The following is a 23,881-nucleotide window of genomic DNA, read 5'->3' as shown; positions in this document are numbered from 1 at the left end:
CCTGGGGATCATAATTTATAGTTGGAACGGAACGGATGTCCGGCGCCGGCCTTCAAACACCGCCAGCTCACGGAAGCCTGTGCGCCACAGCAGGCTGCGCGCTTCCTGCAGCCCGTCTCCCAGCTTGGCCGGGTCATGGGCATCAGAGCCTAGTGTGAGCGGGATAGCTAGAGTATGTGCCTGCTGCAGCACATGCTCCGCCGGAAACATTTCAGCACATGGCTTGGTCAGCCCGGAAGCATTAAGCTCCATGGCGATTCCGCTGGCGGCTATCGCTTCCAAGGCACTCCGCTCCAGCTCTCTCGCTTCGGCTTTGTCCTCCTGGGTCTGCGGGCCGAACCCGAACCGTTTTATCACATCCATATGTCCTATAATATCATATAATCCCGATAACGCCGACTTCCTTACAGCATCATAATAACGGCGGTATACCTCCATTACATCCTTGCCTTCCCAGCCATGGGTCTGCCGGTGATCCGTGATATCCCATTCCCCCAGAAAATGCACCGAACCGATTAGATAGTCCCACGGATAAGGCGATAAAAGCTCTCGGATCTGCTCCTCATAGCCCTCGATATAATCCGCCTCCAGCCCGACCCGTAGCTCAATGACTCCGCGGTAGCGTTCCTTCAGTGTCAGGCACTCTTCTACATAACGCGGCAGCTCGGCTAGCGGCATAGCCATTTCCGGATAGTAGTTCTCCGGATCGACATGAATCAGCGGCAGATGATCGGACAATCCGAGCTGCTGAAGCCCAAGCTCTATGCCGCGCTGCACATACTCCTCCAGCTTCCCAACGGCATGCCCGCAGCGCTCATGATGGGTATGGTAATCGATATGCATGCTGTAAAGGCTCCCTTCTAGTCGCGGCGCGGCCGTTCGTGGCGGGCACTCAGCTCTTCCATAATCTCATCCAGCGGGAGCTTGCGCTCCTGAAGCAGCACGAGCAGGTGATAGATCAGGTCACTGACCTCCAGGCGCAGCTCGGCGTTGTCTTTATTTTTGGCGGCGATAATCGTTTCAGACGCTTCTTCGCCCACCTTTTTCAGAATTTTGTCTACACCTTTATCAAACAGATAGGTTGTATAGGCGCCCTCTGGACGCTCGATTTCCCGCTCGGCAATGACCCGTTCCAGCTCGCCCAATACAGCGAATCGTCCTTCGTCAGCCGGTTCGGCTGCGGTCCGGGCTGGTTCCGCCCCTTGCGCCGCTACTGCCGGGCTAAGCGGGATCTCGCGGTAAAAGCATGTATTCTCCCCTGTATGGCAGGCCGGACCCTCCGGCAGCACCTTCACAAGCAGGGTATCACTGTCGCAATCATAATGGATAGAAGTAATTGCCTGGGTGTTGCCGGAGGTTCCGCCTTTATGCCACAGCTCGCTGCGCGAACGGCTCCAGAACCATGTCTGGCCGCTTTCCAGCGAGAGCCGCAGCGACTCCGGATTCATATAAGCAAACATAAGGACCTCCAGGCTGCGTGCATCCTGTACCACGGCAGGCAGCAGTCCCGATTCATTCCAGCGTATACCTTGGATAATGTCTTCTTGTTCTTGGCTCATCGGATTTCTACCCCTTTAGACTTCAAATCTGCCTTCAGATCATGAATGGCGATCTCTTTATAATGAAAAATCGTAGCCGCCAGTCCGGCATCGGCTTTGCCCTTAGTAAATACATCGTAAAAATGGTCAATGTTCCCGGCACCGCCCGAGGCGATTACAGGGATGCTCAGAAGATCACTTACAGCAGCTGTAAGCTTCAAGTCGAAGCCGTCCTTGGTCCCGTCAGCATCCATGCTGGTCAGCAGGATCTCACCGGCACCCATGGTTTCCGCTTCTTTGGCCCAGGCCAGAGCCCGGATCCCCGTCGGCTTACGTCCTCCGTGCGTGTACACTTCCCATTCGCCCCATGCCTCATTATATTTGGCATCCATTGCCACTACAATACACTGGGAGCCGAAGCGGCGCGCGCCTTCCAGAATAAGCTGGGGATTATTAACTGCGGCCGTGTTGATGCCGATTTTATCCGCACCGGCGCGCAGAATCCGCTTCATATCGTCCACTGTCGATATTCCGCCGCCAACGGTAAAGGGAATCGCGATCTCACCGGCAGTCTGCCGGACCACCTCTACCATCGTAGCCCGCCCTTCCACCGAAGCGGAAATATCCAGAAACACCAGTTCATCGGCACCTTCGCGGTCATACAGCGCCGCCAGCTCCACCGGGTCCCCGGCATCACGCAGATTAACGAAATTCACGCCCTTGACTACCCGCCCGTCCTTCACATCCAGACAGGGAATGATGCGTTTGGCTAACATCTAGCAACACCTCCAGAGGCTTTTCAAATTTAAAACCTTTTCATACAAAAGCTTTTCGATCCCCCTAAATCCCCCTTAGCCAAGGGGGACCCCAAGGGCCCCGGCCCTCTGGACACCCGGAAGGGGGCGTAGAAGCAGTAATCGCTGCATGGGTCTACCTGCTCGAGCATGGAGCGCTTTCGTTCCCTACGGGAACACGCTTTACTGCAGCGTTTCATGCTGAACCTTTATCTAGGTACAAGTATGTCCGGTTGACTCAGCTATTTCTGCCCCAGCGCCGACAGCGCTTCGGTAAGCTTAATATTGCTGGTATACAGCGCCTTGCCGACAATTGCTCCGCCAATACCGCTGCCGCTATGTACATTAAGCCGCAGCAGATCATCCAGGCTGGTCACACCACCGGAGGCGATAACCGTCCGTCCGCTCGCAGCGGCCATCGAGAGGATCCCCTCTATGTTCGGACCCTGCATCATGCCGTCGCGGGAGATATCTGTATAGATGAACGTTTCTGCACCCTTGGCCGCGAGCTCCTTCGCTAAATCCTCTGCGCGCACTTCAGAGGTATTCAGCCAGCCGTGCGTAGCCACATAGCCGTTCCTTGCATCAATGCCGATAGCCACTTTATCGCCGTATTTGGCCAGCACGGCCTCCGTAAAGGCATGGTCATTGATAGCCGCCGTCCCGATAATCACCCGGCTGACGCCAAGGCCCAGCAGCTTCTCCACATCAGCCAGCGTACGCAGCCCGCCGCCGACCTGCACGGGAACACTCGCGTTTTTGGCGATGGCGCCGATGATGGCATCATTGACCGGATGTCCGGCCTTCGCTCCGTCCAAATCAACGAGATGGATGAACTGGCCGCCCTGCTCTTCCCACGATTTAGCCACCTGCACCGGGCTGTCGTTGTATATAGTCTCCTGGGCGTAATCGCCCTGCTGCAGTCTTACACATTTTCCATCCCGGATATCAATCGCCGGATAAACGATAAATGAAGACATCTGATGTTCCCCGCTTTCCCTACAATATATTTATAGCGGGCTTACGCCCGCTCTCGCTTCAGCTGCAAAAAATTGCCCAGCAGTTTTATGCCCAATTCCCCGCTCTTCTCCGGATGAAACTGCATTCCGAAGACATTATCCCGTCCGACCACCGCCGTTACCGGATGCCCGTAATCTGTAACAGCGAGCAAATCGCTTGCTTGCCCCATCTGCACGTGATAAGAGTGGACGAAATACACATGTCCCTCTGTGAGATTGGTAAGCAGCGGACTCTGCGGCTGCAGGAAGCTCAGCTTGTTCCAGCCCATATGCGGCACCTTGTAGCCGTCCCGGGGGGCAAACCGCACGACCGAGCCGGGCAGGATGTCCAGTCCGGTGTGCTCGCCGTGCTCCTCACTGCTGCTGAACAGCAGCTGCATCCCGAGGCAGATACCCAGCAATGGCTGGCCGCCGGCAGCGGCTTCCTTGACTATAACATCGAGACCGCTGCTGCGCAGCTGATCCATTGCATCGCCAAACGCGCCGACTCCGGGCAGAATGACACTGTCAGCTGCAAAAATCTCTTTCGGATCGCCCGTTACCAGGCTCTCATAACCGAGCCGCTCCACTGCTTTGCTGACGCTATGCAGGTTGCCCATGCCGTAATCGACGATTGCAACGGTCATGCTACAGCACTCCCTTCGTAGAAGGCACACCCTTTACACGCGGATCAATCAGTGTCGCTTCATCCAGCGCCCGGCCGAGCGCCTTGAATACCGCTTCAATCATATGATGGGTATTGGAGCCGTAGTGCACAATCACGTGCAGCGTAATCCGCGCCTCCAGCGCGAACTTCCACAGAAACTCATGCACGAGCTCTGTGGAGAAGCTGCCCACCTGCTGGGATGGATACTCAGCCCGGTATTCAAAATGCGGGCGGTTACTGATGTCGATAACCACCTGAGCCAGCGCCTCATCCATCGGAATGAACACACTCGCATAACGCTTGATACCTTTTTTATCACCCAGCGCTTCACGCAGCGCCTGTCCCAGACAGATTCCGATATCTTCTACGGTGTGGTGATCATCAATATCTATATCGCCCCGCGCCTGTACCGAAAGGTCGAATTGGCCGTGCTTTGCGAACAAATCCAGCATATGGTTCAGAAAAGGCACATCCGTCTCCAGCTCGGAAATGCCGCTTCCATCTACGCCGAGAGAGAGGGTAATATCCGTTTCATTGGTTTTGCGGCTAAGGCCGGCTTTGCGTTCTGCCAGCTCGTTGTTGTTATTCTCCATCTTCTTCTGCTCCACCCTTCGCTTCGTTCTCCAGTCTGATTTGAATCGCCCGGGCATGGCCCTCAAGGCCTTCTCGTCTGGCCAGCTCCATAATCGTCTCCCCGTCGCGCAGGAGCGCTTCCTTGCTGTAATAGATCAGGCTTGATTTCTTAATAAAATCATCCACATCGACCGGTGACGAGAAACGTGCCGTGCCGTTGGTCGGTATAATATGATTCGGTCCGGCAAAATAATCGCCGACCGGCTCCGAGCTGTAGGGACCGAGGAAGATGGCTCCGGCATTCTCGATGCTGCCGAGCAATCCCATCGGATCCTCCGCTACAATCTCCAGATGCTCCGGCGCCAGCCGGTTGACGACAGCGATGCCTTCCTGCAGCGATTCCACGACGATAATCGCGCCGTGGTTCTCGACGGAGGCGCGTGCTACCGCTTCGCGCGGAAGTTCCTGCAGCTGCCGTTCTACTTCGGCAGCCACGGTGTCCGCCAGGCTCTGCGATGGCGTCACCAGGATGGCCGAGGCCATGGTATCATGCTCGGCCTGGGAGAGCAGGTCGGCCGCGATGTAGGCCGGCTCCGCGGTATCGTCGGCGAGCACGACGATCTCGCTCGGTCCGGCGATGCTGTCGATATCGACAGCGCCGTAGACCTCGCGTTTGGCCAGGGCCACGTAGATGTTGCCCGGCCCGCAAATCTTATCGACCGGCGCGATGGATTCCGTGCCGAAGGCGAGTGCGGCGACCGCCTGAGCGCCGCCCACCCGGTAAATCTCGCTCACGCCTGCCTCCGCGGCGGCAACGAGGATGTAAGGATCGATGCCCACCTTGCCGCCGGTAGCCGGCGGGGTGACCATCACAATCTCCGGTACACCGGCAATCTGCGCCGGGATGACGTTCATCAGCACGGAAGACGGGTAAGCCGCCGTGCCGCCGGGAACATAGACGCCCACCCGCTTAAGCGGGCGGATGATCTGTCCGAGGATCGTGCCGTCCGGCTGCAGATCCATCCAGGAGCTGCGTTTCTGCCGGGCATGAAACGCCCGGATATTGGCTGCAGCAGCGCGGATCGCAGTGACGAACGAATCCTCCACCCGGCTGTAAGCAGCCTGGAGTTCTTCTTGGGTCACCCGCAGTTCCGATGCTGTAAGCGTCGTGCGGTCAAACCGCTCCGTATAACGGAGCAGCGCAGCGTCGCCTTCTGTTTTGATATCAGCTACGATTTGTTTTACCGTTTCATTCTGCTCCGGCGTTCCGTATTCCACTTCCCGCTGCAGCTTGAAATCCTTGCTCGATTGTACCTTCACCGCTGCTTCCCCCTTTTACAACCTCAGCTGTTTATGGCTGTCCCTATTTATCTCAACTGCAATCCCGGCTCGCCGATAACCGCCTGCAGACGGTCGCACAGCTGCTGGATTTCTGCATTCTTCATCCGGTAGCTTACACGGTTGGCCACCAGCCGGCTGGTGATCTCAAAGATGCTCTCCATCTCCACCAGACCGTTATCCTTCAGTGTCTGTCCAGTCTCCACCATGTCCACAATGCGGTCAGCCAGGCCGATCAGCGGTGCAAGCTCGATCGAGCCGTTCAGCTTCACGACCTCCACCTGCTGGCCCTGCTCACGGAAATACCGTGAGGCGACATTCGGATATTTGGTAGCCACCCGCTGCTGAATGCCCGGCTGCCAGTTGGGCAGGCCGATAATAGACATCCGGCAGCGCGCGATGCCCAGATCAAGCAGCTCATACACATCGCGGTCCTCTTCCAGCAGCACATCCTTGCCGACAATCCCGATATCCGCTACGCCGTACTCCACATAAGTAGGCACATCCACCGGCTTAGCCAGAATAAACTCCATGCCCGCTTCCGGCAGTGAAATCACCAGCTTTCGTGATTCCTCGCCATCCGCAGGAATCGGTAATCCCGCCTGGCGGAACAGATCTGCCGCTTTATTGTAAATCCGGCCTTTCGGCATGGCTACCTTGAGTATTTGCGCCATTGTAGTTAACCTCCGTTTCATATCCGCCCTGCTGAGATGAACTCATCTTCTCCGCAGCTTCCATCTATCACACACTTTATTATCAATCATTCTTAACCCATTCTCAGCCATGCTCGCTGACAAATGACACGAATGTATAAATTTCTCCGTACTCTTCGCCATCTGCTTCCACAGTCCCGGGGTCCAGCCGCTTCACGGTCTTAAGGTCTTCCGGCCCCGCCGCCAGTCTCGTTACGACAATGTGGCCTTCCGACCGCAGCCGTGCCGCTTCCTCCAGCCCTTCGGTGCGCCGCAGCGCATCGTATTGAATCAGGACCGGTAACTCCTCCTCTTCCGGCATTCCGGACACTCCGTCCAGAATCCGGTTGGTCTTGAGGGAAAAGCCGGTTGAAGGTGTCGGCCGCCCGAATTGCTGCAGCAGATTGTCGTACCGGCCTCCGCTGCATACCGGAAAGCCGAGTTCGGAGGCATAGCCCTCAAAAGTCATGCCTGTATAATAAGAAAAGTCTCCGACCATCGTCAGGTCAATCAGCACATGCTGGGACACCCCGTAGGATACCAGCACTTCCCATACCTTGCACAGATGCTCAATGGAGGTACGGGCCAGCGGATGGCTGCTGAGCTCCAGAGCCTGTCCGCAAATCTCCTTGCCGCCGCGCAGGCGAAGCAGCCCGTACAGTTCACTCTTCTGTGCCTCCGGCAGTTCAAGCCGCCGCAGCGTATCGCGGAAGGCCACATAATCCCGGCCCAGCAGATGGTTCTTCAATTCCTCCTGAACCTCTGGCAGACCGGGAACCGCCTCCTGGAACAATCCGTCGAGGAAGCCCACATGGCCCATGGCGATCTTGAAAGACTTCACACCGGCAGCCTGCAGCGAGGATATAGCCAGCGCTACGACCTCGGCATCGGCCTCGGGAGAGTCGTCGCCGACAAGCTCCACCCCGGTCTGGAAGAACTCTGCTTCCCTTCCCGCTTCCTCTTCAATCGCCCGGAAGACATTGGCATGGTAAGACAGGCGCAGCGGCAGAGGTTCATCCTTCAATAAAGAGGAGACTACACGGGCCACCGGGGCAGTCATTTCAGAACGCAGCACCAAAGCTTGCCCCCGGTTATTGAGCAGTTTATAAAGTTTTTGGTCGGATGTGGAGCTGGCCACACCAACCGTATCGTAATATTCCAGTGTAGGGGTAATCACCTGCTTATATCCCCAGCGGCTCATACAGTGCAGCACATCATTCTCGATCTTGCGCAGCTTCGTCACTGCGCGCGGGAGATAGTCGCGCACACCGGCCGGCTTTTCAAATCCCTTCGGCTTGGACATCTTCATTAGTCACCTCGTCAGATAGCATAAGAACAAATATATATTACACTTTACTATGGTAAAGTGGTAGTAAAGTAAAGCAGTGGCAATATCGTATCACGGACGGTCCTTTTACGTCAATAATCCCCCCTACAACAGCATAGCATTTATTGCCATATAAGATGAACGTTCTACATTGTTAATAAAGATCCCTGCTCTTTCCCTTATGGTACACCAGACCCTCACGAAAATAAAATCGCTTACAAATTTACTCTTTACAAATGAATAAGAATCGAAGTAAGATACAAGAAAAGTTGTATACAAGTATACAACTGGCGCCATCCAAATTCTGATTGAGGAGTGAAGAAGCTATGAAATTAGGAATGATCGGACTTGGCAAGATGGGCTTCAATCTGGTTGTAAACCTGCTGAGCCATGGACACGAGGTAGTTGTAAGCGATATCAATCCGCAGAGGGGCGAACAATTAGCCGGGCTGGGTGCACAGCCTGCTTCTTCCATTGAAGAACTGGTTATGAAGCTGAAGCATCCCCGGATCATCTGGATTATGGTCCCCGCCGGCGCTGTTGTTGAAAGCGTAACAGATAAGCTCTCAGGTCTGCTGGAGGCGGGTGATATTATCATAGAAGGCGGAAACTCCCATTATAAAGACTCTGCGGAGCGTGCGGAGAAACTGAAGGAACGCGGCATTCACTTCTTCGATGCCGGTACTTCCGGCGGAACCAGCGGGGCTGAGCACGGAGCCTGCTTCATGATTGGCGGTAATCAGGAGGTCTTTGCGACAATTGAGCCTTTATTCCGCGATCTTGCAGTGGACCAGGGTTATCTGTATGCCGGAGAATCCGGGAGCGGACATTTCCTGAAGATGATTCATAACGGCATCGAATACGGCATGATGCAGTCCATTGCCGAAGGTTTCGAGCTGCTTGAGAAAAGCAGCTTTGACTTCAACTATGAGAACGTTGCCCGCCTGTGGTCTAACGGCTCTGTCATCCGCGGCTGGCTCATGGAGCTTACACAAAATGCTTTTGCCAAAGACCCGCAGCTGGCGGGAATCCGTGGGGTGATGCAGAGCTCAGGGGAAGGCAAATGGACCGTACAGACTGCGCTTGACCTGCAGGCCAGCACTCCGGTTATCGCCCTGTCCCTGCTGATGCGTTACCGGTCTCTTGAGGAGGATACTTTTCACGGTAAGGTTGTTGCCGCACTCCGCAATGAGTTTGGCGGCCATGCCGTTGTACAGGACAGCTAAGCAGTACTGCGCATAGTCCTGGTCCCAGGCGCCGGTGCCAAAGCATTTTAAAGCGATGACCCTGCGGAGATTGTATGCTAAAATTGTTAAAGTACCACAACTAGCATACTATTCAATCCTGCATAGAGGAGTCGTTTATAATGCAATACCCTTCCGCCTGGCTGCAAGGAGCTTCTCTCGGAGAAGCGATTGCCTGTGAACTTAGGCTGCAAATTATAGATGAGAAAATTAAACCTGGAGAAGTCCTTTCTGAGAACCGGATCGCAGCAGACTTCGGTACCAGCCGCTCCCCAGTCCGGGAAGCGCTTAAATCGTTATCCATTGAAGGCTTAATCCGTCTTGAACGAATGGGGGCTATTGTTATCGGCCTTAATCTCAAAGATGTTGAGGAACTGTACGATGTGCGGTATCTTATTGAAAGCTTTGCCCAGCAGAGACTGGCTGAAGGGAATCACGAAGGGCTGATCCAACAGCTCGAACAAATCATCGACAAGATGAAGCTGGCTGTTAAACACAATGATTTTGTCGAGTTTGCGTACCAGGATTTTTCTTTCCACGAAGCTATTGTCACTGAAGCCAAACACACCCGGATACTGCATTTGTGGAAGAGTATTCGTCATATCGTCATGACCGTCATCCTAATTACCACCGAAAAGGGGTTCGACAACGGGGAAGAACGGATGAATTGGGTAGCTGATAAACACCGGACGGTAGTGGAAGCCCTGCGTTCCGGAAATGCAGAGACCATCCGCAAGGTCGTTCAGGCCTATTTTGCCGACTCGGGAGAAACGCTGATCCGCAGCCTGCCCTAAGCAGGCTGATGCCACAAGGGGGCTGGACGATGCTCTCTTTTTCCGCCACAACTTGTCGACAAGTATACTGGAATTTCGTTTATGGAAAACACTTTAGCAGGTTATGTTATAAGCAATAACTATTTCCCAAGAATCCACCTAAATGGAGGCATCGTTTACTATGCAAAATTTGCTTGGACTTAGCCACAACGCAACGTTGCTCTTTTGGACATTGCTTGTCATTGTTTTTCTGGTTATGCTTATCGCCAGATACAAATGGAATCCTTTTGTCACGCTGCTTCTCTCTGCACTGGTCCTAGGCCTGCTCGCAGGAATGGAATATCAGACACTGATCAAATCGGTCACGGGCGGTTTGGGCGGTACTCTTGGAACAATTGCCATTGTAATCGGTCTCGGGACGATGCTGGGAAAAATGATGGCCGAATCCGGCGGTGCTGAACGTATCGCTAACACACTGGTGGACCGTTTCGGGGAGAAAAATGTTCACTGGGCAATGATGCTGGTAGGATTCGTTGTCGGGATTCCCGTATTTTTTGAAGTCGGCGTAATCCTGCTTATCCCTGTGGTGTTCATGGTGGCCCGCAAAACCAAGATGCCGCTCCTGCAGATCGGAATTCCAATTCTTGCCGGTCTGTCGACCGTCCACGGACTCGTTCCGCCGCATCCGGCGCCCATGATCGCTATTGGTGCCTACAATGCAAATTTGGGTAAAACGATTTTATATTCTATCCTTGTCGGTTTGCCTACGGCCATTATTGCAGGACCGCTGTTCGGCAAATTTATAGGAAAACGCATCCAGGTGACCCCTCCCACAGAGCTGGCTGAACAATTCGCGGCCAAAAGTGTCCGGGAACTGCCCGGCTTCGCCATTACGCTGCTGACCATCCTGTTGCCTGTTATTCTTATGCTGATGGGTTCAGTTGCGGATATCCTTGATCCGTCCGGCGTTCATGCCTTTACACCCTTCGCTAAGTTTATTGGGCATGAGGTTATCGCCCTGCTCATCGCAGCGGTCTTTTCCTTCTTTTCGCTGGGGTTTGCCCGCGGCTTCAAGAAAGAAGATATCTCACGGTTTACCAGCGAGTGTCTTGCACCGACAGCGTCCATCATCCTCATCATCGGAGGCGGCGGTGCCTTTAAGCAGGTGCTGATCGACAGCGGAGTCGGAGGCGCGATCGCAGCTGTTGCTACACAATCCCATGTGAATATTATATTCTTTGCCTGGCTGGTAGCTGCACTGATCCGTGTGGCCACAGGCTCCGCTACAGTAGCCATGACAACAGCTGCAGGCATTGTTGCACCGGTACTGGCCATAAGCACTGGCGTAAATATCGAGCTCGTAGTGCTGGCTACAGGTGCCGGTTCACTGGTACTTTCACATGTCAATGATGCCGGCTTCTGGATGATCAAGGAATTCTTCGGAATGTCCGTAGTGCAAACACTGAAGACGTGGACAGTAATGGAGACTCTTCTATCCGTAGTAGGTCTGGTTTTCATTATGATATTAAGTGTCTTTGTCTAATTACAACTGAAAGAAGGGTTGCATGTTGAGTACATCCTATATGATCGGCGTTGATATTGGAACTACAAGCACCAAGGCCGTTCTCTTCAAGGAGAATGGAAGCATCGTCACTCAGGCAAATGTAGGATATCCCCTGCATCAGCCTTCACCTTCAGTCGCTGAGCAAGATCCGGAACAGATTCTGAACGCAGTTATCCATACGATAGCAACGGTGATGCAAACCAGCAGCATCCAGCCGGATGAGCTGCTGTTCCTCTCGTTCAGCTCAGCCATGCACAGCGTAATTGCTGTTGATGCTGCAGGCAAGCCTCTCACCGCCTGTATTACCTGGGCCGACAACCGGAGCAGCGCCTCAGCAGCCCGCCTGAAAAATGAACTGGGCGGACATGAACTGTACCTGCGCACGGGAACGCCCATTCATCCCATGTCACCTATCACCAAGTTGATGTGGCTGGGTGAGGAGCAGCCGGATCTGTTCCGGCAGACGTATAAATTTATTTCCATCAAGGAATACGTCTTCGCCCGGCTGTTTGGTGAATACATTATTGACCATTCGATCGCCTCTTCCACAGGCATGTTCAACTTGGAGAAGCTGGCCTGGGATGAGGAAGCCCTGCGCATTGCCGGCATTACGGCTGAACACCTCTCGAAGCCTGTCCCCACTACTCAGGTTATCCAGGGGCTGCTGCCGGGCTTTGCAGAACAGCTTGGACTGCTGGCCTCAACGCCCTTCGTTGTGGGAGCCAGCGACGGCGTGCTCTCCAATCTCGGCGTAGGCGCCATCCAGCCAGGTGTCGTGGCGGCCACCATCGGCACTAGTGGTGCAATCCGCACCGTGGTCGACCGTCCGCTGACCGACCCCAAGGGCCGGATCTTCTGCTACGCCCTGACCGAGAACCACTGGGTGATCGGCGGACCGGTGAACAATGGCGGTATGCTGTTCCGCTGGGTACGGGATGAATTCGCCGCCTCTGAGGTGGAGACCGCGAAGCGCCTCGGGATTGATCCCTATGAAGTTCTGACACGTATTGCCGAACAGGTGCCTCCGGGGAGCAACGGCCTGCTGTTCCATCCGTATCTGACCGGTGAGCGTGCTCCGCTGTGGAATCCGGATGCCCGCGGCTCCTTCTTTGGACTGAGCATGACCCACCGGAAGGAGCATATGATCCGCTCTGTGCTGGAAGGTGTTATCTTCAATATGTACACCGTGCTGCTGGCTATGGAGGAGCGGATCGGGCGTCCGGGCAAAATACTGGCCACCGGCGGTTTTGCCCGCTCATCCCTGTGGCGGCAGATGATGGCAGATATTTTTGATCAGGAGGTTATCATCCCCGAGAGCATCGAGAGCTCCTGCCTCGGAGCAGTCGTGCTTGGTCTATACGCAACCGGACGGACCAGCTCCTTCGATATCGTATTTGAGATGATCGGCTCCACCCACCGACACCAGCCGGTTGAAGCACACGCCAAAGTCTATAAGCAGCTGCTGCCCATCTTTATTTCCGTTTTCCGCAGCCTGGAGAGCCAATATGCAGCCATTGCAGAGTTCCAGCGCGGGCAAGCCGGAGAATAAGCTGAAGTGCTGTACCCATATACAAAAAGCGCCGACGAACCCGCAGTTGCAGGCTCTCGGCGCTTTTGTATTTAACTCATTACACCATGGCTTTGGTTTTTGGCTTCTGCGGGGCAGAACCGAACAGCACCCAGGCCGGCTTCACATAACGAAAGACCAGCGCTACGACCAGCCATGATCCCAGCAGGGCAACCAGCCAGCCCCCGGCAATGGCTGCCGTATAGGCCAGCGAACCGCCGTGAAACGGCAGCTTTCTGTATATGAACAGCAGGGCTGGATGCAGCAGATAAATGCCGAACGAGCAGGCGCCTATCGAGATTAGCATCCGCGTCAGCAGACTGCGTCCCGCACCATACAGCAGGAAGGACAGCTGCAGGAGCACCACGCAGGAGAGCAAGGCATGAAGATTAGAGAACCCCTCATACCAGAGGCTGTTAATGACCGTTTTCTTCGTATAGTTGTTGAACCACAGCTCTACATGAATGATCCCTGCAGCTGCCCATAGCAGCCATAGCAGGATCCAGACTCCGCCTTTACCGGATCTCCAGCCCTCGCGGGACGGGATGAGCCACTTTTTGAGGGACCCATAATAGACAGCAATTGCCGCTCCCAGCAGGAAATAAGAGAAATAGGTGATCGCAAGGCTGCCTTTAGACAGCTGCCAGTACCCGTGGTTCGTCATATACTTGTTCAGCAGGACGAATCCCCACTGCAGAGCAAGCCCAATAACCGGGGCCCAGGCAGCGAGCCGGCGGACCTTTTGCAGGCACCACAGCATGAGCGGGAACAGCAGATAGAACTGAATGATGATTATGATGTAGTAAAGATGTGTATACGCCGTACCGGTCCAGAGATACTTCCACATCTTGGCCGCCATATCGCCCAGCGGCATGTCCCACGTATGACCGGCCGTCATTTTTAATATAAAGTACAGGAACGAAAATACCACATAAGGCACAATAATATAGATCAGCCTTCGGCTATAAAACTTTCCCAGCGTTTTCCCGCTCAGCGGGCGGTCTATGTAGTTATAGAACAGTACAAATCCGCTTAAGAATACAAAAGACGGAACCGCGAACTGGCTGAATTTGTTGATGAACAGAAACGGATGAAACATGGATGTGTCCAGTGTCTCCGCCAGGGTGCGTGAAGTAGCATGAATGGCCAGTACCGCAAAAATTGCAATCGCCCGAAAAATATCCAGCTGTGGAATTCTTTCTTTATTTCCCATGAACGTTCCTCCTGTTAAGCTCCATATCCTAGAGTGCCAATAATCTTATTAATCATTTCCATCATTCTTCGTAGACCGTGCTGTTGCTTCAGATCCCATGCTTTTCGTTCATCCCGCTCTCGGTCTGACCCGTTCCTGCAAGGTAGCCTGGCATCGTCTTGGTCTGAGGGGCGAGCGAACGCGGCACACTTCCAAACATAATCCATGCTTTTTGGAATCTTCGAAAAATGAACTGCACAATCACCCAGCTCCCGGTCACCGCAACAAGAAGTCCCCCATATATAAACACCACATAGGTAAACGAATCCGGGGAGATGCTGTGGGGCAGTTTTCTGTAAACCGCCAGGAGCAGCGGATGAATCAGATAGATTGCAAACGACAGCTCCCCCATCCGTGTCAGAACAGTAACCAGCCCGCGTGAAGCCTTCCTGGAGATCAAAAAAGCGGCATACAACAGCACAAGCGCTGACAGCATCGTATGCACATTCCACAGCAGCTCGTACCACAGCGAATCCGTCCATCTCCCGAAATGGCGGGCTTCATACCATAGCTGAACATGTATAAAGGCAGCCGCCAGCCATGCAGTAAACAGCAGAACCGTCAGCCGTTTATGGATAGCCCCGAGACCTTTCCAAGGCTTCGTCAGCCACGGCTTAATCTCATCAAAATGAACCGCAATATAAGCCCCCATCATATAATAAGCCAGATATGAAATCGATAGACTACCCTTCTCCACAATATGCAGCTCGTATTTATTCCACAAGATAAACCCCCACTGCAGTACCAGCCCAAGCGGAAAAACCCACTTTACCCAAAAATTTGAACTCTGCAGCAGCTTCAGCAATAACGGAAACAGCAGATAAAACTGAATGCTGATAAATACAAAATACAAATGTGCATACGCCGAGCCCGAAAACAGCGCTCCCGTAAAGCTGGACAGATTCTCCAGCGGTTGCTGCGTCAATTCCCCGTTTACATACAAAGTCAGTGCATAGTACCCGAGCGATGCCAGCAGATAAGGCAGCAGAATGTACTTCAGCCTGCGCCGGTAAAAGTTGCCGATCAGACTCCGGGTAACCGGACGCCTGTAATAATTGTAAAACAGCACAAAGCTGCTAAGAAAGATAAAGGATGGCGTTCCGAATTTAAAAAAGATGTTGATCCAGTTTAGCCAGTAATAGTACGGAGAGTTCAGGGCCTGCTCCCCTGCCGCAAACGATGTAGAATGAACATGCAGAACTCCCATAATCGCTAAGGCGCGGTATATATCGAGCTGTGGCAGTCGTTCCTGTCGGGCTGCTTTCACGATAAAATTCCTCTTCTCTACTATGATGTGTTCATAGAGATCCATGTGAGCAGAATGCATGAAACTGAACCTATCAGGAAGCCTGCACCTGGCTGATTATTCATTCTGATAATTACTATATCGTCTTACGCCGATGATGCGCTTATTCTAATTACAAGTATAGCGCTTCTCTGGTTCCGGCGGCACTTAAAGTTTTCTTAATATTCCTCAAGAATACCTAAGAACAATCCAGTCCTATTCCCTTTACGCAAAAAGACCCCGCAGCTTCTGCGCCGATACACGCAACCTGAAACTGCAGGGTATTACAATAACTTCCTCTCATTCATCAGCCTGCTGCGCATCTTCCGGGGAAGCCGGACGTATTTCCCTAAGCGGATTTCCGCCAACGAACGAACCGGCTGCCACATCCTTATGCACCACTGAGCCTGCGGCCACAACTGCCCAGTCTCCTATGGTTACACCGGGTAGAATTGTCGTATTGGCCCCGATCAACACATTTTCACCGATAATGACCTCACCGAGACGGTATTCTTTAATAAGGTATTCATGAGCGAGAATAGTTGTATTGTAGCCGATTACAGAATTTTCACCGACCGTTATCAATTCCGGAAAAAAAACATCGACCATCGCCATCAGCCCAAACGCCGTATGCTTGCCCACCTTCATGCCGAGCAGCCGGCGATAAATCCAGTTCTTCACGGACAGGATCGGACAATAGCGGGCAATCTGGATAAAAATAAAATTGCGCACGCCCTTCCAGGGACTAACCGTACGATAAATGTACCAGAGCGAATTATGCCCCTCCACCGGATAACGGGTTACTTTTCTCACGATTCATTCGTCCCTTGCTCCACAATAGTCAATAAATCGGTCATGTCATGAATGATGTATTCCGGATCATATTTGCGCAGCGTTTCTTCCCCTTTAAGTGACCAGGAGACTCCCGCCACACGTACACCGGCTGCTTTGGCGGATTGAATATCAACCACGCTGTCACCTACCATAAGGGTTTTGCGCGGATCAACATTCAAATTGCGGATAGCGGTTAGCACAGGCTCCGCATGAGGCTTCGGATGAACAACATCGGTCACGGTGACAATGGTCTCCATATACTTCAGCAGATCAAATCTCTCCAGCGTCTTAAGCGTTGTGGGACGAATCTTTGTTGTGACGATCCCCAGCTTAATCCCACGCCGCGACAGCTCATCCATCGTTTCATTCACACGCGGAAAAGAATCAACCATTTCATCATGATGCGCATTATTATATGCACGGTAAGACCGCTCAAGGACACTGACATCCTCCAGAATGCCTGAGAACTCACTCAGCTGCTGCTGGAGTGTTGTACCCATATGAGGAATAATCTGCTCCCGGGTAAGCGGGGGCAGATTATTCTCCTTCAAGGCATGCATGAACGAGCCTATGATCAGCTCGTTCGTATTTACAATTGTTCCATCCAAATCAAAAAGAACACATTCAATCATTTCAATAATTACTCCTTTGGTTCTCCATTCTCCGCCTTCTCTTCTTCAGGCTGTACCGCCTGTGGAGTATTCTGCGGAGTATTAACAGCATGTTCCGGCACAACCGAATCGGCGGCAGCAGCTTTAGTGCTGACAATAGGATCGGAGTAATGTGCGCTGGACTGGCCAGTCACCCTGCGTACGACAATCAGAACAACCGCCACAAGGATAATGAGCAGCGCCAGCAGCTGGGAGATCCGGATATTGCCATAAGCAGGATCCAGATAACCCTGTTCAAAGCCCATCCACTTCATCGGACTCCACAGTCCGTTTATGAGCGATGCTACACCACTGCTTCCGTTGAAGCCCAGACTGTCCGTACGCAGCGCTTCAATGAAGAAACGGCCGATGGAATACCAGATGAAATAAGACAGGAAGATTTCACCCGCACGCACAAATTTCTGGCGGCGCAGCACCATCAGCAAGAGAATGCCAAGCAGGCTCCAGAGGGACTCGTACAGGAATGTCGGATGATGAAAGGCATCCCCTATGTACATTTGATTGACAATAAAGTCGGGTAAGTGCAGTTTGTCGCGCAGGAACGATTCCTCCACAACACCACCGTAGGCTTCCTGGTTAACAAAGTTGCCCCAGCGGCCAATCATTTGTCCTGCGAGCAGGCCAGGTGCACATATATCCACGATACGCCAGAACGGATATCCTTTATAACGGAAGTAGATAATCCCGCAAATAATCGCGCCAATTAATGCGCCATAAATGGCGATCCCGCCATTCCAAATTTTAAAGACATCAATAAAGTTATCCTTATAATCCTCCCATTTAAAAGCTACAAAATATATCCGGGCGCCAATGATAGCAGAGGGCACTCCAAGCAGCAGGAGATCCATAAAGAATTCCTGTGGAATATTAAATCGCTTTCCTTCCTGGATGGCGAGAAATAATCCTGCGAGTGCCCCGACACCTAGGATCAGCCCATACCAATGCACTGGCAGCGATCCAATGGAGAATACAATGGGATTAATCGCTAAAGAAAAAAACATAGTCTCACGCTCCTAGTCCAGATCATCCATGTCTTCAGAGATGGTAGCTGTAAGTTTATTAGTAAACTGTAGAGCTGCGTTGAAGCCCATTTGCTTCAAGCGGTAGTTCATTGCCGCAACTTCAATAATAACAGCAAGGTTTCGTCCCGGCCGTACTGGGATTGTTACAAGAGGAACATCTGTATCGATAATCCGGGTAGTTTCCTCATCAAGGCCAAGACGGTCGTATTGTTTGTCCTGCTGCCATGCTTCGAGCCGTACAACGAGCGTAATACGCTTATGGTTACGGATGGCACCCGCACCAAAGAGCGTCATTACATTAATAATCCCTACCCCGCGGATTTCCAGCAGGTGGCGGATCAATTCCGGTGCTGTACCATGAAGCTGATTGTCGGAAGTTTGGCGAATCTCCACCGCATCGTCAGCAATCAGGCGGTGTCCGCGCTTAACCAGCTCAAGGGCTGTTTCACTTTTACCAATCCCGCTGCTGCCTGTAATCAGCATCCCTACACCGTATACATCACAGAGTACTCCATGAATAGTCGCGGTAGGAGCAAGTCTGCCTTCGAGGAAGCTGGTTAATCTACTGGAAAAAATGGTTGTAGCCATCGAGCTGCGCAGAACCGGAAGTCCCTTCTCGTTGCTGATATCAATCAGCTCCTGTGGCACATCCAAAGCTCTTGTAATCACAATACACGGAGTATTATCATTACAAATCCCGCGGATCCGGCTTCTACGCTCTTCCTCAGGAAGCATAGAAAAGAACGCCAACTCTGTCTTACCAAGTAGCTGCACACGTTCTTCAGGATAATATTCGAAATAACCGGCCATTTCCAGCCCGGGACGATTCAGGTCATCCACTGTAATCGGTCTTTTTAGACCTTCATGCCCGGAAACCACTTCTAATTGAAAATGCTGTACTAATTCAGATACTTTTACCTTCTTAGCCATGTATGTTCTTCCTTTCGTCACCTGCGGTTTAGTCCGCCTTCCCGCGTCTGGTCAGCAACTCTTCCCTATCCCATCCGTAGGTAATTCTCCTGCTATCTTAATTGATAACGTCTATGAATGCAATCTTAATACCAGTTAGCTCGTGGCACCGGGAAGATGTAAGCAAACAAAAAAGCCGCCCTTTCAGGCGGCTTCTCTAAACGGGAAAGCTGTATATCTTATCCCAGCAAAATGTTCAGTTCAGACTCTTTATCAAAGAGGTGAATTTTGTTCATGTCGATAGCCAATTTAGGCTTGCTGCCTTCACGGGTAGTGGAACGTCCATCTACACGGGCAATTACAGTGCTTGCGCCAAGGCCGCTCAAGTAAAGGAGCATTTCATGACCAAGGTTTTCTGTAACATCAACCAGCGAAGTGAAGATTGTGTTCGGGGAAGCTTCCAGGAATACTGGCTCTTCATGGATATCTTCTGGACGAACGCCCATGATCACATCTTTACCGATATAACCTTTGCTGCGAAGCAATGTTGCTTTGCCGCCTGGAACTTCAACATCAAGGTTCTCAGCGCGGAAACGGACAGAACCGTTCACTTCGGACAAAGTACCGTTGATAAAGTTCATTGTAGGGGAACCGATAAATCCGGCTACGAACAGGTTTGTAGGCTCATTGTACAGTTCTTCAGGGGAAGCAGCCTGTTGAATGATACCGTCATACATAACTACGATACGGTCACCCATCGTCATAGCTTCTGTCTGGTCATGCGTTACATAGATACAAGTGGTTTCAAGGCGTTTAACCAGTTTAGTGATTTCTGCGCGCATTTGACCACGAAGTTTAGCATCCAAGTTGGAAAGAGGCTCATCCATCAGGAAGACTTGCGGATCGCGGACGATCGCACGGCCCAAAGCGACACGTTGACGTTGACCACCGGACAGAGCCTTAGGTTTACGTTCCAGCAAGTGCTCGATATCGAGGATCTTAGCTGCTTCGCGCACTTTCTTGTCGATTTCTTCTTTCTTCACTTTACGCAGTTTCAAGCCGAATGCCATGTTTTGGTACACGCTCATGTGCGGGTACAGGGCGTAGGATTGGAATACCATCGCGATATCGCGGTCTTTAGGAGCCACGTCATTGACTACACGATCACCAATGTACATTTTACCTTCGGAGATTTCTTCCAGGCCTGCGATCATACGCAGTGTTGTGGATTTACCGCAACCGGAAGGTCCAACCAATACGAGAAATTCCTTATCTTTAATATCAAGATTGATATCCATTACTGTTGCTTTATCTGAACCCGGGTATTTTTTGAAAATATGCTCTAAACGTACGCCTGCCATTGTATTTCCCCCTCGAGTTTATAATTAGAATAAAAAATAAATCGCTTTCTTGTACATTTATCTTACCCCAGACGTGCCGTGCTGGCTATTTGTAACGTTCACAAAAAACCTATTTTCTTTTCGTCACTTTATACAATAACATTGCTAATTTCACAATCGCCGCATCACCAAAGCTCCGCACATCGGCCCCGGTCTCCTGTTTGATCTTATCCAGCCGGTACAGCAGAGTATTACGGTGGATGTAGAGCTTCTTCGCCGTCTCGCTCACATTACAGTCCATTTCGAAAAAAGTCTCCAGTGTAAGCAGCATTTCCTTATCCGCCAGCACAGAAGAATAATCACCGATCTGTCCCAGCAGCTGTCTGCGCCGTTCATCTGGAATACTGTTTATCAGTCGTTCCATATGCAGCTCCCATGGAAGGTGGATATACTCACCGACCTGAAAAATCCGGCCGAGCACAATCGTCTCCCGCAGCAATGCAACCGAACCAGTCAAACCTTTTACCGGGATGATAGCAGGTGCCACAGCCAGATGGAAAACACCGACCCACTCGCTGGCGATCAGTTCGTGCAGCCCCATACTGGTCTGAGCCAGGAGCTCATCTTCACTTTCTTCCTCATCTTCCTTATCATCCCCGCCGGTGAGCAGTTCCTTACGGGCTAAAATTAACCATTCTTTCTCCTGCAGGGGGATAAGTAAAATATCATTCTCAAAATAATTGCGCAACAGCTTCATCAGCGACCGGTAGGTCAGCTGCGGATTATGCACATTCTCACTGACCAGCAGAAAGGGGACCATATCTCCGAATAGGCGGCCCTTAAGCGTCATATCATCGGGAATTTCAGCATCATTCTTCTCTTGCTCGAGCTGTGAGTTAAGCCAGCCGCTTAGCTGCCGGGCTTCTACCTCGCCTTCTTCTTTTAGTCCGGTAGCCTTAAGGGCAATGGCATAATTGCGCGCCGCATAATTAACCAATTGCAGCTCCAGACCCGTAAGGCCCTCCATTTCCACCCATACCGCAGTGATCCGGCCTTCATTTTCATATAAGGGAACCCATAGATAACCATCGTGCGTAACAGGCTGCTCCTGCTCTTCCGTACCCACGCCAAATAGGGAAGCTGAATGCTGCCGTCCGAGCTGTTTGATTCCGGCTCTCTTTCCGGTGAGCTGCTCCAATTTTTGACGCAATGCCTCACTATCCATCGTCACCATTCTCCACCACTTTTGCTCTTTTCGCCTATTTTATCATATTCTGCAACATTATGCGGCTAGGCCTATCTGAATGATAAGTGACACTCGACTCTCCCTGGTAAAATCATCGTTTCTCCGTACTCAAAGCTGCGGACTTAGATAATGGCAATACTATGGGGTTTATCTTTTTCAGCTCCTTATGCATCCAGATCCCCGCTATCGCCCCTTCGCCCATAGCCACCGTAGCTTGCTCCGCATGAACGGCAACGTCGCCAGCTACCCACAAATGTTCCACATTCGTCATTAAGGAACGTCTATTTACCTCAATATGTCTGTTTTTATGGAGCGTGACCCCAAGCTGAGCGGCAAGCTCAGAATGTACTGCATTTCTCCCAAACGCAATAAACCCGCGCTCTGCCGGAAGGTGAGTGCCATCCTGTAAGGCCACTCCTTTAATCATCCCGTCATTCTCTTGTACTATGTGGGTAGCGGCTTGTTCAATATAGATAATACCCTCTGCCCGGAGGCGTGTGAGATTCTCCTCAGACACGGGCTCATGTTCATGATTAATGTAGGTCAGATCTCCCGTACGTTCCCTTAAAATAAATGCCATATTAGCCCCAGCATCACCAGAACCCAGTAACACCGTCTGACGGTCTTGAATCTCAAAGCCATCACAGTCAGGACAGACATACACAGATTTGCCAAGTGTCGGTACAAGTCCCGGCAGTTCCGGAAAGCGATCCATTACCCCTGTAGCCAGCAGCAAGGTTTTACTTTCGTATTGGCGGCCTCGCTCTCCGGTTAAGAGGAAGAGCTGTTCATACTTATCCGCTTTAACGACTTTGTCTGAGATGAATTCCACACCAGCCGTTTCAGCCTGCCGCCGGCCTCTTGCACGTATTTCGTCACCCGATACTCCATCCGGCCAGCCCAGTATATTATGATAGGTCCGGCAAAGATTTGATCTGCCGCCTCCTGCATCAATTACCAGCACCCGATGTGCAGAGTACCGTCCTAATTGAATCGCCGCCTGAAGTCCGGCAAATCCGCCGCCAACAATAATTGCATCATATATCATAGAGATCACTCATTTCTGCTCAGCATTATAAACTTATAATTAAACGAAGCAAGAAATTTTAAACTCGATGACTACAAATAGGCCAAATTGAGTTCTGAAAACACAAAAAAGCCACCATCCGAGGATGATGACTTTATGTTTGGAATGAGCCATGAAGGACTCGAACCTTCGACACCCTGATTAAAAGTCAGGTGCTCTACCAACTGAGCTAATGGCTCGTAAAACTGGTGGAGGCTGATGGATTCGAACCACCGAACACGTACGTGAGCAGATTTACAGTCTGATGCGTTTGGCCACTTCGCTAAGCCTCCGTAATATGGTGGCGCGGGAGGGAATCGAACCCCCGACACAAGGATTTTCAGTCCTTTGCTCTACCGACTGAGCTACCGAGCCAAAAACAAGCCTTGAAACATAAAATGGCGGAACCGACGGGATTCGAACCCGCGATCTCCTGCGTGACAGGCAGGCATGTTAGGCCAACTACACCACGGTTCCGCATTTGTGAAAATAATGGTGCCGGCGAGAGGACTTGAACCCCCAACCTACTGATTACAAGTCAGTTGCTCTACCAATTGAGCTACACCGGCACAGTGTGAAAATATTCTTATAATGAAAATGGTGGAGGCTGAGGGGTTCGAACCCCCGACCCTCTGCTTGTAAGGCAGATGCTCTCCCAGCTGAGCTAAGCCTCCGGGAAATATGGTAGCGGCAGAGGGGATCGAACCCCCGACCTCACGGGTATGAACCGTACGCTCTAGCCAGCTGAGCTACGCCGCCACAATAATTAGGTTTTGGATTTAAAATGGCGGAGAGAGAGGGATTCGAACCCTCGCACCGCTTACGCAGTCTAACCCCTTAGCAGAGGGTCCCCTTATAGCCACTTGGGTATCTCTCCAAACGATATGGTGCCATGTAAATCCATTCAGGAACCTTAATTCCTGAAAACTGAATCCGAAACAAATCTGCGTTCTTCGAAATATTGGATAAGCCCTCGACCGATTAGTATTGGTCAGCTCCATGCATTACTGCACTTCCACCTCCAACCTATCTACCTCGTCGTCTTCAAGGGGTCTTACTAATTGGGAAATCTCATCTTGAGGGGGGCTTCACGCTTAGATGCTTTCAGCGCTTATCCCGTCCGTACGTAGCTACCCAGCCATGCTTCTGGCGAAACAACTGGTGCACCAGCGGTACGTCCA

At 51.9% G+C, this 23,881-nt stretch carries 22 protein-coding genes, 8 tRNA genes and 1 rRNA gene; 4 read left to right on the top strand and 27 right to left on the bottom strand.

Going from position 1 to position 23,881, the window contains the following annotated elements:
• Positions 1-15 precede the first annotated feature (15 nt).
• The 9 genes from hisJ to L6H70_RS22855 all read right to left on the bottom strand — a co-directional run bounded on the left by hisJ (position 16) and on the right by L6H70_RS22855 (position 7,903).
• Positions 16-843 carry a histidinol-phosphatase HisJ gene (gene hisJ / locus L6H70_RS22895; protein WP_236336464.1) on the bottom strand — a complete coding sequence of 276 codons (828 nt, stop codon included), beginning with the start codon at positions 841-843 and terminating at the stop codon, positions 16-18.
• A 17-nt stretch (positions 844-860) separates the two neighbouring features.
• Positions 861-1,559 carry a bifunctional phosphoribosyl-AMP cyclohydrolase/phosphoribosyl-ATP diphosphatase HisIE gene (gene hisIE / locus L6H70_RS22890; RefSeq protein WP_236336463.1) on the bottom strand — a complete coding sequence of 233 codons (699 nt, stop codon included), beginning with the start codon at positions 1,557-1,559 and terminating at the stop codon, positions 861-863.
• Complete coding sequence (gene hisF / locus L6H70_RS22885) at positions 1,556-2,314, bottom strand: imidazole glycerol phosphate synthase subunit HisF (RefSeq protein WP_236336462.1); 759 nt, start codon at positions 2,312-2,314, stop codon at positions 1,556-1,558. Before hisF ends, hisIE begins: the two co-directional genes overlap by 4 nt.
• Positions 2,315-2,574: 260 nt before the next feature.
• Positions 2,575-3,312: a 1-(5-phosphoribosyl)-5-[(5-phosphoribosylamino)methylideneamino]imidazole-4-carboxamide isomerase gene (hisA, locus tag L6H70_RS22880; RefSeq protein WP_236336461.1), complete on the bottom strand. Its 738-nt coding sequence runs from the start codon at positions 3,310-3,312 to the stop codon at positions 2,575-2,577.
• A 41-nt stretch (positions 3,313-3,353) separates the two neighbouring features.
• Entirely contained in the window at positions 3,354-3,977 is a 624-nt protein-coding gene (gene hisH, locus L6H70_RS22875) for an imidazole glycerol phosphate synthase subunit HisH (protein ID WP_236336460.1), read from the bottom strand.
• A 1-nt stretch (position 3,978) separates the two neighbouring features.
• Positions 3,979-4,590: an imidazoleglycerol-phosphate dehydratase HisB gene (gene hisB / locus L6H70_RS22870; protein WP_236336459.1), complete on the bottom strand. Its 612-nt coding sequence runs from the start codon at positions 4,588-4,590 to the stop codon at positions 3,979-3,981.
• The gene (hisD, locus tag L6H70_RS22865) at positions 4,580-5,890 is read right to left on the bottom strand and encodes a histidinol dehydrogenase (protein ID WP_236336458.1); all 1,311 of its coding nucleotides are present in this window, start codon (positions 5,888-5,890) and stop codon (positions 4,580-4,582) included. Before hisD ends, hisB begins: the two co-directional genes overlap by 11 nt.
• A gap of 47 nt (positions 5,891-5,937) precedes the next feature.
• Complete coding sequence (gene hisG / locus L6H70_RS22860) at positions 5,938-6,582, bottom strand: ATP phosphoribosyltransferase (RefSeq protein ID WP_206102718.1); 645 nt, start codon at positions 6,580-6,582, stop codon at positions 5,938-5,940.
• A 103-nt stretch (positions 6,583-6,685) separates the two neighbouring features.
• Positions 6,686-7,903: an ATP phosphoribosyltransferase regulatory subunit gene (locus L6H70_RS22855; protein ID WP_236336457.1), complete on the bottom strand. Its 1,218-nt coding sequence runs from the start codon at positions 7,901-7,903 to the stop codon at positions 6,686-6,688.
• Positions 7,904-8,253: 350 nt separating this feature from the next.
• On the opposite strand from L6H70_RS22855, the gene gnd reads away from it, so the two are divergent.
• From gnd to gntK, 4 genes are all read left to right on the top strand, one after another.
• Positions 8,254-9,153 carry a phosphogluconate dehydrogenase (NAD(+)-dependent, decarboxylating) gene (gnd, locus tag L6H70_RS22850; RefSeq protein ID WP_236336456.1) on the top strand — a complete coding sequence of 300 codons (900 nt, stop codon included), beginning with the start codon at positions 8,254-8,256 and terminating at the stop codon, positions 9,151-9,153.
• Positions 9,154-9,293: 140 nt separating this feature from the next.
• Entirely contained in the window at positions 9,294-9,965 is a 672-nt protein-coding gene (locus L6H70_RS22845; protein WP_236336455.1) for a GntR family transcriptional regulator, read from the top strand.
• 160 nt (positions 9,966-10,125) lie between these two features.
• Positions 10,126-11,487 (top strand): GntT/GntP/DsdX family permease, encoded by a 1,362-nt coding sequence (locus L6H70_RS22840; protein ID WP_236336454.1) that lies wholly within the window; start codon positions 10,126-10,128, stop codon positions 11,485-11,487.
• Between the two features lie 22 nt (positions 11,488-11,509).
• On the top strand, positions 11,510-13,057 hold the full coding sequence (gene gntK, locus L6H70_RS22835; RefSeq protein WP_236336453.1) for a gluconokinase: 1,548 nt from the start codon (positions 11,510-11,512) through the stop codon (positions 13,055-13,057).
• A 79-nt stretch (positions 13,058-13,136) separates the two neighbouring features.
• Here gntK and L6H70_RS22830 read toward each other — a convergent pair whose 3' ends face one another.
• From L6H70_RS22830 to L6H70_RS22745, 18 genes are all read right to left on the bottom strand, one after another.
• The gene (locus L6H70_RS22830; protein ID WP_236336452.1) at positions 13,137-14,288 is read right to left on the bottom strand and encodes an acyltransferase; all 1,152 of its coding nucleotides are present in this window, start codon (positions 14,286-14,288) and stop codon (positions 13,137-13,139) included.
• A gap of 88 nt (positions 14,289-14,376) precedes the next feature.
• Entirely contained in the window at positions 14,377-15,594 is a 1,218-nt protein-coding gene (locus L6H70_RS22825) for an acyltransferase (protein ID WP_236336451.1), read from the bottom strand.
• A 318-nt stretch (positions 15,595-15,912) separates the two neighbouring features.
• Positions 15,913-16,425: an acyltransferase gene (locus tag L6H70_RS22820; protein ID WP_236336450.1), complete on the bottom strand. Its 513-nt coding sequence runs from the start codon at positions 16,423-16,425 to the stop codon at positions 15,913-15,915.
• Entirely contained in the window at positions 16,422-17,078 is a 657-nt protein-coding gene (gene ppaX, locus L6H70_RS22815) for a pyrophosphatase PpaX (RefSeq protein ID WP_236336449.1), read from the bottom strand. The genes L6H70_RS22820 and ppaX overlap by 4 nt, the downstream gene beginning before the upstream one ends.
• Before the next feature lie 8 nt (positions 17,079-17,086).
• On the bottom strand, positions 17,087-18,118 hold the full coding sequence (gene lgt / locus L6H70_RS22810; protein WP_236336448.1) for a prolipoprotein diacylglyceryl transferase: 1,032 nt from the start codon (positions 18,116-18,118) through the stop codon (positions 17,087-17,089).
• A 12-nt stretch (positions 18,119-18,130) separates the two neighbouring features.
• Complete coding sequence (gene hprK, locus L6H70_RS22805; protein ID WP_236336447.1) at positions 18,131-19,069, bottom strand: HPr(Ser) kinase/phosphatase; 939 nt, start codon at positions 19,067-19,069, stop codon at positions 18,131-18,133.
• A 218-nt stretch (positions 19,070-19,287) separates the two neighbouring features.
• Positions 19,288-20,409 carry an ABC transporter ATP-binding protein gene (locus tag L6H70_RS22800; RefSeq protein ID WP_236336446.1) on the bottom strand — a complete coding sequence of 374 codons (1,122 nt, stop codon included), beginning with the start codon at positions 20,407-20,409 and terminating at the stop codon, positions 19,288-19,290.
• A 109-nt stretch (positions 20,410-20,518) separates the two neighbouring features.
• Positions 20,519-21,598, bottom strand: a complete 1,080-nt coding sequence (locus L6H70_RS22795; RefSeq protein WP_236336445.1) for a PucR family transcriptional regulator — start codon at positions 21,596-21,598, stop codon at positions 20,519-20,521.
• Between the two features lie 127 nt (positions 21,599-21,725).
• Positions 21,726-22,682, bottom strand: coding sequence for an NAD(P)/FAD-dependent oxidoreductase (locus L6H70_RS22790; RefSeq protein WP_236336444.1), 957 nt, complete (start codon positions 22,680-22,682; stop codon positions 21,726-21,728).
• Positions 22,683-22,827: 145 nt separating this feature from the next.
• Positions 22,828-22,900: transfer RNA gene (locus L6H70_RS22785), tRNA-Lys, on the bottom strand.
• 7 nt (positions 22,901-22,907) lie between these two features.
• A tRNA-Tyr gene (locus L6H70_RS22780) sits at positions 22,908-22,993 on the bottom strand.
• Positions 22,994-22,999: 6 nt separating this feature from the next.
• Positions 23,000-23,075, bottom strand: a tRNA-Phe gene (locus L6H70_RS22775).
• Positions 23,076-23,099: 24 nt separating this feature from the next.
• Positions 23,100-23,177, bottom strand: a tRNA-Asp gene (locus L6H70_RS22770).
• Positions 23,178-23,193: 16 nt separating this feature from the next.
• Positions 23,194-23,269: transfer RNA gene (locus L6H70_RS22765), tRNA-Thr, on the bottom strand.
• 29 nt (positions 23,270-23,298) lie between these two features.
• Positions 23,299-23,374: transfer RNA gene (locus L6H70_RS22760), tRNA-Val, on the bottom strand.
• An 8-nt stretch (positions 23,375-23,382) separates the two neighbouring features.
• Positions 23,383-23,459 (bottom strand) — tRNA-Met (locus tag L6H70_RS22755).
• Positions 23,460-23,485: 26 nt separating this feature from the next.
• Positions 23,486-23,577: transfer RNA gene (locus L6H70_RS22750), tRNA-Ser, on the bottom strand.
• A gap of 84 nt (positions 23,578-23,661) precedes the next feature.
• Positions 23,662-23,881, bottom strand: a 23S ribosomal RNA gene (locus L6H70_RS22745); the annotation flags it as partial.

Source organism: Paenibacillus auburnensis (genome assembly GCF_927798115.1).
Lineage (GTDB): Bacteria > Bacillota > Bacilli > Paenibacillales > Paenibacillaceae > Paenibacillus_AQ > Paenibacillus_AQ auburnensis.
The sequence above is the reverse complement of the archived record's forward strand: the minus strand, read 5'-3'. Positions and strand labels throughout refer to the sequence as shown.